General features: G+C 64.8%; 11 protein-coding genes. 5 read left to right on the top strand and 6 right to left on the bottom strand.

Going from position 1 to position 11,644, the window contains the following annotated elements:
- Positions 1 to 6 precede the first annotated feature (6 nt).
- Positions 7 to 336 (top strand): DUF2160 domain-containing protein, encoded by a 330-nt coding sequence (locus DCM80_RS02585; protein ID WP_028134820.1) that lies wholly within the window; start codon positions 7 to 9, stop codon positions 334 to 336.
- Positions 337 to 466: 130 nt separating this feature from the next.
- Positions 467 to 2,209, top strand: a complete 1,743-nt coding sequence (locus tag DCM80_RS02580) for an ABC transporter substrate-binding protein (protein WP_257180808.1) — start codon at positions 467 to 469, stop codon at positions 2,207 to 2,209.
- Between the two features lie 194 nt (positions 2,210 to 2,403).
- Here the strand turns inward: DCM80_RS02580 and DCM80_RS02575 are convergent, their stop codons facing one another.
- The 3 genes from DCM80_RS02575 to DCM80_RS02565 form a co-directional block, all read right to left on the bottom strand.
- Entirely contained in the window at positions 2,404 to 3,504 is a 1,101-nt protein-coding gene (locus DCM80_RS02575; protein ID WP_257195604.1) for an alkene reductase, read from the bottom strand.
- 188 nt (positions 3,505 to 3,692) lie between these two features.
- Positions 3,693 to 4,196 carry a DUF1993 family protein gene (locus DCM80_RS02570; protein WP_257195603.1) on the bottom strand — a complete coding sequence of 168 codons (504 nt, stop codon included), beginning with the start codon at positions 4,194 to 4,196 and terminating at the stop codon, positions 3,693 to 3,695.
- Between the two features lie 262 nt (positions 4,197 to 4,458).
- The gene (locus DCM80_RS02565; RefSeq protein WP_257195602.1) at positions 4,459 to 5,760 is read right to left on the bottom strand and encodes a lytic murein transglycosylase; all 1,302 of its coding nucleotides are present in this window, start codon (positions 5,758 to 5,760) and stop codon (positions 4,459 to 4,461) included.
- 186 nt (positions 5,761 to 5,946) lie between these two features.
- On the opposite strand from DCM80_RS02565, the gene htpX reads away from it, so the two are divergent.
- From htpX to DCM80_RS02550, 3 genes are all read left to right on the top strand, one after another.
- Positions 5,947 to 6,894, top strand: a complete 948-nt coding sequence (gene htpX / locus DCM80_RS02560) for a zinc metalloprotease HtpX (RefSeq protein ID WP_257195600.1) — start codon at positions 5,947 to 5,949, stop codon at positions 6,892 to 6,894.
- A gap of 133 nt (positions 6,895 to 7,027) precedes the next feature.
- Complete coding sequence (locus DCM80_RS02555; protein ID WP_257195599.1) at positions 7,028 to 7,669, top strand: tetratricopeptide repeat protein; 642 nt, start codon at positions 7,028 to 7,030, stop codon at positions 7,667 to 7,669.
- Between the two features lie 212 nt (positions 7,670 to 7,881).
- Positions 7,882 to 8,127 (top strand): DUF3551 domain-containing protein, encoded by a 246-nt coding sequence (locus DCM80_RS02550; RefSeq protein WP_257195598.1) that lies wholly within the window; start codon positions 7,882 to 7,884, stop codon positions 8,125 to 8,127.
- Between the two features lie 415 nt (positions 8,128 to 8,542).
- On the opposite strand, the gene DCM80_RS02545 is transcribed toward DCM80_RS02550, so the two are convergent.
- The 3 genes from DCM80_RS02545 to DCM80_RS02535 form a co-directional block, all read right to left on the bottom strand.
- Positions 8,543 to 8,884: a hypothetical protein gene (locus tag DCM80_RS02545; RefSeq protein ID WP_257195597.1), complete on the bottom strand. Its 342-nt coding sequence runs from the start codon at positions 8,882 to 8,884 to the stop codon at positions 8,543 to 8,545.
- Positions 8,885 to 9,048: 164 nt separating this feature from the next.
- On the bottom strand, positions 9,049 to 9,849 hold the full coding sequence (locus tag DCM80_RS02540; protein WP_257195596.1) for a hypothetical protein: 801 nt from the start codon (positions 9,847 to 9,849) through the stop codon (positions 9,049 to 9,051).
- Between the two features lie 326 nt (positions 9,850 to 10,175).
- Positions 10,176 to 11,621 carry a short-chain fatty acyl-CoA regulator family protein gene (locus tag DCM80_RS02535; protein ID WP_257195595.1) on the bottom strand — a complete coding sequence of 482 codons (1,446 nt, stop codon included), beginning with the start codon at positions 11,619 to 11,621 and terminating at the stop codon, positions 10,176 to 10,178.
- Positions 11,622 to 11,644: the final 23 nt, after the last annotated feature.

The following is an 11,644-nucleotide window of genomic DNA, read 5'->3' as shown; positions in this document are numbered from 1 at the left end:
AGAGCTATGGAATCAATCGCATGGATGGCCTGGACGCTGCCGACTGCGATCTTCTTCGCCGCGCTCGCCTGCACGCTCGCGGTGATGACCTGGCTCGCCGCGGTCTATCCCGAGGCCGAGCGCGTCGGCGTGCTGCGCATCCCGACCACGCGCGGCGATCGCCTGTTCGTCTCGTTGATCGTGGCCGCCGTCATCCACCTCGTGTGGATCGGTGTCGTCGGCACTGATCCGGTCGCCACGCTGCCGATCGGCGAGGAGGGGTTTGAGATTTCGAGCCTGTGGCTCGCAAGTGGAATTTCGCTGGCCACGGCCGTGCTTATTTTTCGCACGGTCTGAAGCTTGCGAAGGGACGGCCAGATCCGGGGGCAACCCGGACCTGTATAAAAGTTTGTCGCTGCAACGGAGGAACACCATGCGACAGTTTAGGAGAAGGAAGGGTCCATTGACCAAGAGCAGTTTTCTGACCATGTCGAGCGCTGCCGCGATTGTTGCGGTCTCGTTCGCTCTCTCGGCTCCGGTCCGCGCCGCCGACGAGGCGACGATCCAGAAGTGGATCGCCGAATTCCAGCCGTCGACGCTGTCGAAGGAAGACCAGAAGAAGGAGCTGGAGTGGTTCGCCAAGGCCGCCGAACCCTTCAAGGGGATGGAGATCAACGTCGTCTCCGAGACCATCACGACCCACGAATACGAGGCGCAGACGCTCGCCAAGGCATTCTCCGAGCTGACCGGCATCAAGCTCAAGCACGACCTCATCCAGGAAGGTGACGTCGTCGAAAAGCTGCAGACCCAGATGCAGTCCGGCAAGAACGTCTATGACGGCTGGATCAACGATTCCGACCTGATCGGCACCCACTTCCGCTACGGCCAGACTATCGCGCTGTCGGACTACATGACCGGTGAGGGCAAGGACGTCACCAATCCGATGCTCGACGTCAACGACTTCATCGGCAAGTCCTTCGGCACCGGGCCGGACGGCAAGCTCTACCAGCTGCCCGACCAGCAGTTCGCCAACCTCTACTGGTTCCGCTACGACTGGTTCACCAACGCCGACTACAAGGCCAAGTTCAAGGCCAAGTATGGCTACGAGCTCGGCGTGCCCGTGAACTGGTCCGCCTACGAGGACATCGCCGAGTTCTTCACCAACGACATCAAGGAGATCAACGGCGTCAAGGTCTACGGCCATATGGATTATGGCAAGAAGGACCCCTCGCTCGGATGGCGCTTCACCGACGCCTGGCTGTCGATGGCCGGCAACGGCGACAAGGGCATTCCGAACGGTCTGCCGGTCGACGAATGGGGCATCCGCATGGAAGGCTGCCGCCCCGTCGGCTCCTCGGTCGAGCGCGGTGGCGACACCAATGGACCGGCTGCGGTCTACTCGATTACCAAATACCTCGAGTGGATGAAGAAGTATGCGCCGCCGCAGGCCCAGGGCATGACGTTCTCCGAGTCCGGCCCCGTGCCGGCGCAGGGCAACATCGCCCAGCAGATGTTCTGGTACACCGCCTTCACCGCCGACATGGTGAAGCCGGGCATCGCCGTGATGAACGCGGACGGTACGCCGAAATGGCGCATGGCTCCCTCGCCGCACGGCTCGTACTGGAAGGAAGGCATGAAGCTCGGCTATCAGGACGCGGGCTCGCTCACGCTCCTGAAGTCCACTCCGCCGGATCGCCGCAAGGCAGCGTGGCTGTATCTCCAGTTCATCGTCTCCAAATCGGTGTCGCTGAAGAAGAGCCATGTCGGTCTCACCTTCGTCCGTGAATCCGACATCTGGGACAAGTCGTTCACGGAACGTGCGCCGAAGCTCGGCGGCCTCGTCGAGTTCTACCGCTCGCCCGCGCGCGTGCAGTGGACCCCGACCGGCAACAACGTGCCCGACTATCCGAAGCTGGCGCAGCTGTGGTGGCAGAACATCGGCGATGCGTCGTCCGGTGCGAAGACGCCGCAACAGGCGATGGATGCCCTCGCGGCCGCCCAGGACTCCGTCATGGAGCGCCTGGAGAAGTCCGGCGTGCAGGGCGCCTGCGGTCCGAAGCTGCACAAGAAGGAGAAGCCGGAATACTGGTTCGCGAAGGCCGAGAAGGACGGCACCATCGCGCCCCAGCGCAAGCTCGCCAACGAGAAGCCGAAGGGCGAGACGGTGGACTACGACACCCTGATCAAGTCGTGGCCGGCCACGCCCCCCAAGCGCGCGGAAGCGAAGTAAGCGGCGGATAGCGCCATCAAATGCGAAAGGCCGGGAGCGATCCCGGCCTTTTTACTTTCTGTGTTCACTGCGCTGTCTCCGCATCGTCATTGCGAGCGAAACGAAGCAATCCAGCCTGTCACCGCGGAAAGACTCTGGATTGCTTCGTCGCTGCGCTCCTCGCAATGACGGAGGATGGAGCGACGGCGCGCCGCTTACTCCGCCGGCTCGGCCGCCAGCGTCGGGTAGTCCGTGTAACCCTTCGCCCCGCCGCCGTAGAACGTGGTCTTGTCCCAGTCGTTCAATGCCGCACCCTGCTTCAGCCGCTCGACGAGGTCCGGGTTGGAGATGAACGGCTTGCCGAAGGCGATGAGGTCGGCTGCGTTCGCGTCCAGCATCTTGGTGGCGAGATCGAAATCATAGCCGTTGTTGGCGATGTAGGCGCCGGAGAAGCGCTTGCGCAAGGATGCGTAGTCGAACGGCGCGAAGTCGCGTGGCCCGCCGGTGGCGCCTTCGACGACGTGGAGATAGACCAGCTTCAGCGCGCTGAGACCGTCGACGATGTAATCGAACAGGGCTTGCGGATTGCTGTCGGAGATGTCGTTGGCCGGCGTCACCGGCGAGATGCGGATGCCGGTGCGATCGGCGCCGGCCTCTGCGGCGACGGCTTTCGACACGTCAAGCATCAGGCGCGCCCGGTTCTCGATGGAGCCACCGTAAGCGTCCGTGCGCTTGTTGGCGCCATCCTTGGCGAACTGATCGAGCAAATAGCCATTGGCGCCGTGAATCTCGACGCCGTCGAAGCCCGCTTCGAGCGCGTTCTTCGTGGCGCGCTTGAAGTCGTCGATGATCCCTGGAATCTCGGAAAGCTCGAGTGCGCGTGGCTCGGAGACGTCGGCGAAGCCGCCGTTCACGAAGGTCTTGCCTTTGGCGCGGATCGCGCTCGGCGCCACCGGGGCTGCGCCGCCTGCCTGCAGATCGACATGCGAGATACGGCCGACATGCCAGAGCTGGATGAAGATCTTCCCGCCGCGCTCATGGACCTTGTCCGTGACCTTGCGCCAGCCGGCGACCTGGTCCTTGCTGTAGATGCCCGGAGTGTCCTGGTAGCCTTGCCCTTGTTGCGAGACCTGGCTTGCTTCGGTGACCAGAAGGCCGGCGGAGGCGCGCTGGCCGTAATATTCTGCGGCGAGCGCGCCGGGCACGAACGTGCCCGGTACGGCGCGGTTACGCGTCAGCGGCGCCATCACGAGGCGATTGGCCAGCGTGATCGGGCCGAGCTTGTAGGTCTCAAACAACTTGGTCGAACGGCTCATTTGGGATGTTCCAGACGGTGAAAGGTCAGGAACACTTGTGCATCGCGACATCTGGCGCAAGAGACGAGCCGTACGGAAAGTGCAGGCGAGCTACGCGGCAAGTCCCGCGTAGCATAATTCACGTGAAATTCCGGCCACGACAGCGGATTTCGACTGCCGCGTGCGATTGCCAAGTCGCGATTGCCAAGTCAGGTCAGGCCCATGAAATCGCGCTTGCCGATCTCGACGCCGTTGTGGCGCAGGATGCCGTGGGCGGTCGCGCAGTGGAAGTAGAAGTTCGGCAGCGAAAACGCGCTGAGAAATTGCTGGCCCTTCAGGGTCGTGGTCTTGTCGGGCCCGGTCGGGAAGGTGACGTCCTTGGCATCTGCGCCCTCGAATTGCTCGGGCTTGAATGACTTCACGTAATCGATCGTCTTTGCCAGCCGCTGCTTCAACTCCGAAAAGCTCGTCTCGGTGTCGGGCGTCGAGGGGACCTCGCTGTGGGTCAGGCGCGCGCAGCCCTTGGCGGCGAAATCGCTGACGAGCTGGATTTGCCTCGACAGCGGCAGCATGTCCGGAAACAGGCGGGAGCCGAGCAGGACGCTGGGGTCGATCTTCTTGGCCGCGCAATGCGCCTCGGCTTTCGTCAGCAGCCCGGTTACGCTGTTCAGCATTTGCAGATAGGCGGGGACGACCGCGTCGTAGAAGGACATGTGTGCTCGCTTCGTGAATGGGAAATCTCAGGAGAAAACCTGAGCCACTCACATGGGAGCCTCAGGGAAAAATACAATCGCGAAATCGGCTTGTGCGATGCGAAAATCTCGCGCTGTTCGCGGTAGCGTCGGGCCACACCCTCACTGTCATCGCCCGGCACCGACCGAGCGATCCAGTACTCCGAGGCGGTCGTGGCTGAATCGAGAGGCCGCGGCGGACTGGATACCCCGGTCAAGCCGGGGCATGACAGTGGACGGGCCGCTACCGCACCACGCCCGGCGGCTGCGCCTGGACCGTGCCGCCGCGCATGCGGGCGAGCAGTTCGGCGGTCGGCCAGGAATCGGCCGGCAGGCCGAACTTGGTCTGCATCGCCTTCACCGCAATTCGGCTCTGCTGGCCCAGCACGCCGTCGACCTTGCCGACATTGAACCCGGCGCGCACCAGGAGTTGCTGCAATTCCTTCAGCTCGTTGAACGGCAGCTGCGGCACCGGTTGGGCCGGCTTGCGCATGGGGGCGGCGCCGGCAATGCGAGAGGCGAGATAGCCCGCCGTGGTCGAATAGATCAGCGAGTTATTCCACTCGGTGTAGGCGGCGAAATTCGCATAGGCCATGAAGGCCGGACCAAAGCGCCCCATCGGCAGCAGCACGGAGGCCGGCAGATTGTCGTTCGGCAGGGGACGGCCATCGGGATAGGTGACCCCCAGCTGCGCCCATGTCGAGCGCGGCTCCCGCACCGTGAGATCGGTCTTTTCCCACGGCAGGTTCGGCGGCACCTTGATCTCCTCCAGCCACGGCTCGCCGCGCCGCCACTTCAAGCCGTTGGCGATGTAGTTCGCGGTCGAACCGATCACGTCGGCCGGCGAGCGCAACAGGTCGCGCCGTCCGTCGCCGTCATAATCGACGGCGTAGTTGACGTAATGCACCGGCAGGAACTGGGTCTGTCCGAGCTCGCCGGCCCAGGAGCCGATCATCTCGTCGGGATGCAGGTCGCCGCGGTCGATGATCTTCAGCGCGGCGATGGTCTCGCCCACGAACATCTCGGAGCGGCGGCAGTCATAGGCGAGCGAGACCAGCGATTTCAGCGTCGGCAGATTGCCCATGTTGGCGCCGAAGTCGCTTTCCAGCCCCCAGAACGCGGCGATCACCGCCGGCGGCACGCCATAGTCCTTCTCCGCGCGCGCGAACGCAGCCGCATGTCGCTTGATGTGCTGCTGGCCGTTCTGCATGCGATAGGGCGCGGCCATGCGTCCGGCGAATTCGGTGAAGAGCTGGCCGAACACGCGCTGGCCGCGGTCGCGGTTGACGATACCCTGGTCGTAGACCAGGTAGGGCGAGGCGTCCGCGATCGTCCGCTGCGACACGCCGGCCGCCACCGCCTGGCTCTTCACGTCGGCCAGGAAGCGATCGAAGCTCGCGCCGTTGTGGCACGAGGCGGCGCGCGGCGCGGGCGCGGCCGCCTTGGGGGCAGGGGGCCTGGCGGGCGGAGGCTGGAGCTGGGCGGAGGCAGGAAAGGACAGCGCAGCGAGAGCTACGGCCGCGATCGCAAATCGGGTCTGGAGCATGGAGTTTCCGGCGGGGAGGAGACGCTTGGATTCTGAATGAAGTTTAATGGAAGTAGGGTGCGCAAACCAGTGCCGCGGCTCCGCGACGCACCTTGAAACCTTGCACTCCGGCAGGGGTCATCCCTACCTGATGCTTGCCGGCCTGCAGGTGCTTCCAGCAGCCGCGGCCGGCTCTGGGAGAGGGCCATGAACTATCTTCGTACCGCAATTCTGCTCGCAGGCCTGACCGCCCTGTTCATGGGCGTCGGCTATCTGATCGGCGGCGCCTCGGGCGCCATGATCGCGCTCGTCATTGCCGCGGCAACCAATCTCTTCACCTACTGGAACTCCGACCGCATGGTGCTGTCGATGTACGGCGCGCATGAGGTCGACCGTTCGAGCGCGCCGGAGCTGGTCGGGCTCGTCGCCGAGCTTGCGGGCCGTGCCGGCCTGCCGATGCCGCGGGTCTTCCTGATGGACGAGCCGCAGCCCAACGCGTTCGCGACCGGACGAAATCCGCAAAATGCCGCGGTTGCCGTCACCACCGGCCTGATGCGCCAGCTCAGCCGCGAGGAGCTCGCCGGCGTGATCGCGCACGAGCTCGCCCATATCAAGAATCACGACACGCTGCTGATGACCATCACCGCGACCATCGCCGGCGCGATCTCGATGCTGGCGCAGTTCGGCATGTTCTTCGGCGGCAATCGCGAGAACAACAATGGTCTCGGCATCGTCGGCTCGATCCTGATGATGATCCTCGCCCCGCTCGGCGCCATGCTGGTGCAGATGGCGATCAGCCGCACCCGTGAATACGCCGCGGACAACCTCGGTGCGCGCATCGCGGGACAGCCGATGTGGCTGGCCTCCGCGTTGGTGAAGATCGAGGGCGCCGCGCATCAGGTGCCGAACTACGAGGCCGAGCGCAACCCCGCGACCGCGCACATGTTCATCATCAATCCGCTGTCGGGCCATGGCGTGGACAATCTGTTCGCCACCCATCCGTCGACGCAGAACCGCATCGCCGCGCTTCAGCAGCTGGCGGCCGAGCTCGGCACGCGGGCCGCGCCGTCGGTCGGCGCCAACGAGAACTACCCGCCGCGTGGTCCGTGGGGGCGCTCATCGTCGCGTGGTTCTTCGCGTGGTCCTTGGGGCTGACGGAACCGCAGGCCTTGCGTGCGGCTTTGTGACCTGGCGCACACATAATCCCCGACGCCGGTGTTAACACCCCGGCGAGACCAATTCTTCGAAAGGGGATGCGTGGCCGGCCCGCTGTCGGCCATCGCCGAAGATGACCAGAGTTTTGGTGCCACTACTGATCGTCCTGTGCGTGCTTTTCGGCCTGTCCACGCACATGGTCGTCAATTGCGGCGACGAGGACGATCCCGACATCTGCTCGGCCGTGATCGGCTTCTCGCCGCTGCGCGGCTCCCTGATCGCCTTCGCCTATGAGGGGCGTGGGCGGATCGCGTTGCGTCACGGCGACTTCAGGCGGGCGATCGCCGATTTCAGCGAGGCCATCCACCTCAATCCCAACCGCGCCTCGCTCTATCGCGACCGGGCGCAGGCGCGCCGGCAGAACGGTGACCTCGAGCTTGCGGTTACCGATTATGACGAGGCGATCGCGCATGATCCCAAGCGCGCCGCGCCCTATCACCAGCGCGGGCTCGCGCTCGCCGCCATGGGCGATCTCGATCGCGCCATCTTGAGCTACAACACGGCGGTCCGTCTCGACCCCTCCGATGCGCAGGCCCGCCTCGACCGCGGCCTCGCGTTCCTCGCGCGCGGCCAGGCCGATGACGCCCGCGCCGATTTCGAGGCGGCGCTGGCGCTGCCCGTCGGCAAGGACGGCCGCGCGCGCGAAGCGGCGCGCGCCAAGCTCGCCGAACTCGCGAGCGCCGAGCCGATGCCGATTGCCGCGTTGAGAAGGTGATTGGCCCGGAGCAGCACTCGCCGCCCGCAGCTTCCCGCTCCGTGTCTGAGACGGGTGGCTCGCCCCGTAGAGCTGTGACTGATACGGCCGCGGATCAATGATGTCGCGGTTCCTCCCGGCGCGCGTTCGAACCAATCTCCCGGAATTGATTTGGATCAACGCCGACCGCGGTCAGAGTGCGCCGGTGTCGTGCGGACTTGGAGGAGGTTCAAATGCGGAAATGGACTCTCACGCTCTTGACCTTGAGCATTGGCCTGACAGCCGGGCACGCCCGGGCCCAAAGATACGATCCGGCGTTTCCCGTGTGCCTGTACGTCGTTTCTCAGGGAATGACCCCTTACTATCGATGCACCTACATGACGATGGACCAATGCAGGGCGTCGGCGAACGGTCAGATGTGCGTCCTCAATCCTTACTACAATGGTGCGACGGCCAGAGGAAACAAACGGCGTCAGTAGCGTCAAACCTTCATGCCGTCTCGCTATGCGCCGGGCGAGAAGGATCGATTTCTCCAAAGTTCGAGGAGCCACATGTGACGGATGACGGATCGGCGATGTACTGACAGTCGTGTGTGCCGGGGACCGCTTCGTACGTCACGGCCGACCCTATCGCAGCTTCGGGCGCACGTCGCACGAAGGTCGTAAGCGAACATTGCTGCGTGGAGGCCCGCGAGCCCGATTACGCCGGAGATGACCAGACAACCGAACCAGTCCGGGAATCGTAGGGTGGGCAAAAGGCGCAAAGCGGCGTGCCCACGATCTTCCCAATGCGGCCACCGACGCGTGGGCACGCTTCGCTTTGCCCACCCTACGATTCTGATTGTCGCGTCGAGAAGATGGATTTCGCGTAGCCCGGGCCTTCTTCCTTCGCCGCCTACTTCGCCTTCGTCGCTTTCGCGGCTTTCTTCGCCGGCTTCTCTGCCTTGGCCTTCTTCGCCACCTTCACCGCCACCGGCGCGCTGGCGGCAATCCGCATCGACCGCGCGTAGCTGTCGGCGACGTTGTCGGCGGACATCTGGAGGCGCTTGGCGGCGGCGGTGGCCTGCTCCAGGGTGGCCTTGGCCATCATCTTGAAGCGGTCGGCGGTCTCCTTGCTCTTGGCCTTGGCCGCAAGGCCGTTGAGGCGATCCCGTCGCTCCTTGGCGCGGGTCATCAGGCCCGTATGCAGCTGTCTGGCCAGTTGCCGGATCACGACATCCAGGTCGGCGTCCGCCATGTTCTCTTATCCCCTTCGAAAAACGCTATCGATGCGGGCCGGACTATGCAGATCGGGCCCCGCCTTGGCAATTCCCGGCTGTGCGTCATCCGCAGCTTCCAGCGGGCCAAAACTGAAAAAGCCGCGCATGCCGCGCGGCTCTTTCGACGTTTCGGCGTGGCGCCTTACTTCAGCGAGGCAACCGGACCGCTCGCCGCCGCCGGCTCGGGGTCGAATCCGAACACGCCGACCAGATATTTGTAATAGTCCGGCATCTTCTCCTTGAGCGCCTCGCGCGACTTCGGGTCGTGGAATTCGCTCTTGCCGGCCAGGAAGATGCTGGCGGTCACCGCGAAGAACTCCATGGGATTCTTCATCGCATAGGTCTCCTTGGGCAGCAGGTCCTTGGACTTGGCCAAGGCGTAATAGCCGATCACGCCCTTGTTGGCGTAGCCGTCCGGCAGCAGCCGCGCATGATAGGCGTGAAGCAGCTCGTGCAGCAGCACGGCCTCCTTTTCGTAGCGCATCATGTCCGGGCGCAGCATGATCACGCCGAGCCCCGAATCGACCGCGAGGTCGACGGCGTTCGGATTGGTCCAGCGCTGCTTGTTCGGGTCCCACACCGTGAGCGTCCGCGGCGCGGTGCGGCGGATGTCCGGCGTGACCCGGCCGTAGCACGCGGTTGCGGCGCCTTCGTCGAGGCAGGCCAGCTCGCTCGCCACGATCGGCACGGTATGGAAGAAGCGCAACACGCGCGGCGAAAGGCCGGCGCCTTCGACGAGGTCGATCTGCTGCTTCAGATTGTCGGTGAGCTTGTCGACGTCCTTGCGCTCGGAATTCTCCGACAGGTCGAACATGTAGCCGCGATAGCTCTGGAAGCCCGGCGGCAGCGGCTGCGCCGCGTCCGCATCGAGCGATCCGGCACGGGACGGACTGGTGAAGAGCGCGCCGACGATGGTTGCGGTCAGCAGCAACGCAATGCGCATGATGAAACCCCCTGATGTCACTTCGCCCGGCAGAATAGGCCGCCGTTGTTTGCGAAAAGTGAGTGGGGCAAGACTAAGGCACCGATGTTGAGGCGTGCTTAACCGCTGGTTGCAGATCCCGCGCGCGGATTAGGACCGGATTAACCAAGCATGGATCGGCGGCGCGCGGCAATCTCAGCCGTCATCGCCCGCGAAGGCGGGCGATCCAGTACTCCGCGGCAGCAGTGATTGAGCCGATGGGCGGCGGCGTACTGGATGCCCCGCCTTCGCGGAGCATGACAGCGGTAGGTGTAGCGTGCTCCTTCCCCCAAACGCGCAGCCGAGCCTCACAGCTCCCGTGCATTCGAGAACGCGAAGCTCGACACCCGTCGCGTCGTCTCGTCCAGGATCAGCGTGCGCGTGATCGGCGGCTCGGCGCGCTGGGCGCAGTTTTCGCGCTCGCACAGGCGGCAATTGACGCCGATCGGCGTGCCCTCGGTCTTCTCGAGGTCGATGCCGGCCGCGTAGGTCAGGCGCGCGGCGTGACGGATCTCGCAGCCGAGGCCGATGGCGAAGCGCGGCTGCGGCAGCGGATGCGGCGCGACCGGGCGGCGCACCATCTGTGCGATCGAGAAATAGCGCGTGCCGTCGGGCAGCTCGATCACCTGCTTGAGCAGGCGATCCGGCGTGTCGAAGGTCGAGTGCACGTTCCACAGCGGGCAGGTGCCGCCGAACTTGGAGAACGGGAAGGTGCCGGAGGAGAAGCGCTTGGAGACGTTGCCGGCATTATCGACGCGCAGCAGGAAGAACGGAATGCCGCGCGCGTTCGGCCGCTGCAGGGTGGTGAGGCGATGGCAGACCTGCTCGAAGCCGGAATTGAAGCGCTGCGCCAGCACGTGGATGTCGTAATTGAGCGCTTCGGCTGCGGCGAGAAAAGCCGGGTAGGGCATCATCACCGCCGCTGCAAAGTAATTGCCGAGCGTGATGCGGAACAGCCGGCGCGGCGCGTCGTCGAGCGGTCCGGCACGGCCGATGATGCTCTCCAGGGCTTGCGTGCATTCGCCGAGGCCCAGCTGGAAGGCGAGCTGGAAGGCGCGGCCCGGCGGATCGACCAGCTCCGAGATCAGCAATTGGCGGCGGTGGCGATCGAAACGCCGGAGCGTCTCGCGCATCACGTCGACGGGCATGATGCGGGTCTGGATCGAATGCTTCTCCCGCAGCCGCGCGGCCAGCGCCGCGTAGAGCCCTTCGGCCGGGACGTTCAGCTCGTCGCGGAGACTCTCCGCGGCCTGCTCCAGCTCCGGAAAATAGTTGCGATTGGCCTCGATCAGCTCGCGCACGCGCTCGACCGGATTGGCCTCATAGCGCGTGCCGACGTCGCGGTCGGCCATCTGGGCGGCGGCCAGCGTCTCGCCCTGGCGGGCCTCGGTATAGGCGGCATAGAGCCGCTGCAGCGCATGGGTGACGCCGGGACAGAGCTCGGCGAGATCGCGCAGCTCCTGCTTGGGCACGTCGATCTGGCGGAATAGGGGATCGGAGAAGATCTCGTTGAGCTCGGCGAAGAAGCGATCCTCGTCGGCGGTGGCGAGATCGCGCAGATCGAGGTCGTAGGTCTCGGCCAGCCGCAGCAGGATCTGCGCCGTCACCGGGCGCTGGTTGCGCTCGATCAGGTTGACATAGCTCGGCGAGATTCCGAGCCCCTCGGCGATCTGGGTCTGCGACAGCCCCAATTGCTGCCGGATCCTCCGGAAACGCGGGCCGACGAACAGTTTCTTGCCGGACTCCGCGGCCATATCCTGCGATCTCCGTTTGCATC

The organism is Bradyrhizobium sp. WBOS08 (assembly GCF_024585125.1).
Lineage (GTDB): Bacteria > Pseudomonadota > Alphaproteobacteria > Rhizobiales > Xanthobacteraceae > Bradyrhizobium > Bradyrhizobium japonicum_B.
This window is presented reverse-complemented; position numbering and strand designations above follow the sequence as displayed.

Excerpts from the sequence above, each read along its gene's own strand:
- DCM80_RS02585 (WP_028134820.1), top strand. The coding sequence starts at position 7 with ATGGAATCAATCGCATGGATGGCCTGGACGCTGCCGACTGCGATCTTC.
- DCM80_RS02580 (WP_257180808.1), top strand. The coding sequence starts at position 467 with ATGTCGAGCGCTGCCGCGATTGTTGCGGTCTCGTTCGCTCTCTCGGCT.
- DCM80_RS02575 (WP_257195604.1), bottom strand. The coding sequence starts at position 3,504 with ATGAGCCGTTCGACCAAGTTGTTTGAGACCTACAAGCTCGGCCCGATC.
- DCM80_RS02570 (WP_257195603.1), bottom strand. The coding sequence starts at position 4,196 with ATGTCCTTCTACGACGCGGTCGTCCCCGCCTATCTGCAAATGCTGAAC.
- DCM80_RS02565 (WP_257195602.1), bottom strand. The coding sequence starts at position 5,760 with ATGCTCCAGACCCGATTTGCGATCGCGGCCGTAGCTCTCGCTGCGCTG.
- htpX (WP_257195600.1), top strand. The coding sequence starts at position 5,947 with ATGAACTATCTTCGTACCGCAATTCTGCTCGCAGGCCTGACCGCCCTG.
- DCM80_RS02555 (WP_257195599.1), top strand. The coding sequence starts at position 7,028 with ATGACCAGAGTTTTGGTGCCACTACTGATCGTCCTGTGCGTGCTTTTC.
- DCM80_RS02550 (WP_257195598.1), top strand. The coding sequence starts at position 7,882 with ATGCGGAAATGGACTCTCACGCTCTTGACCTTGAGCATTGGCCTGACA.
- DCM80_RS02545 (WP_257195597.1), bottom strand. The coding sequence starts at position 8,884 with ATGGCGGACGCCGACCTGGATGTCGTGATCCGGCAACTGGCCAGACAG.
- DCM80_RS02540 (WP_257195596.1), bottom strand. The coding sequence starts at position 9,849 with ATGCGCATTGCGTTGCTGCTGACCGCAACCATCGTCGGCGCGCTCTTC.
- DCM80_RS02535 (WP_257195595.1), bottom strand. The coding sequence starts at position 11,621 with ATGGCCGCGGAGTCCGGCAAGAAACTGTTCGTCGGCCCGCGTTTCCGG.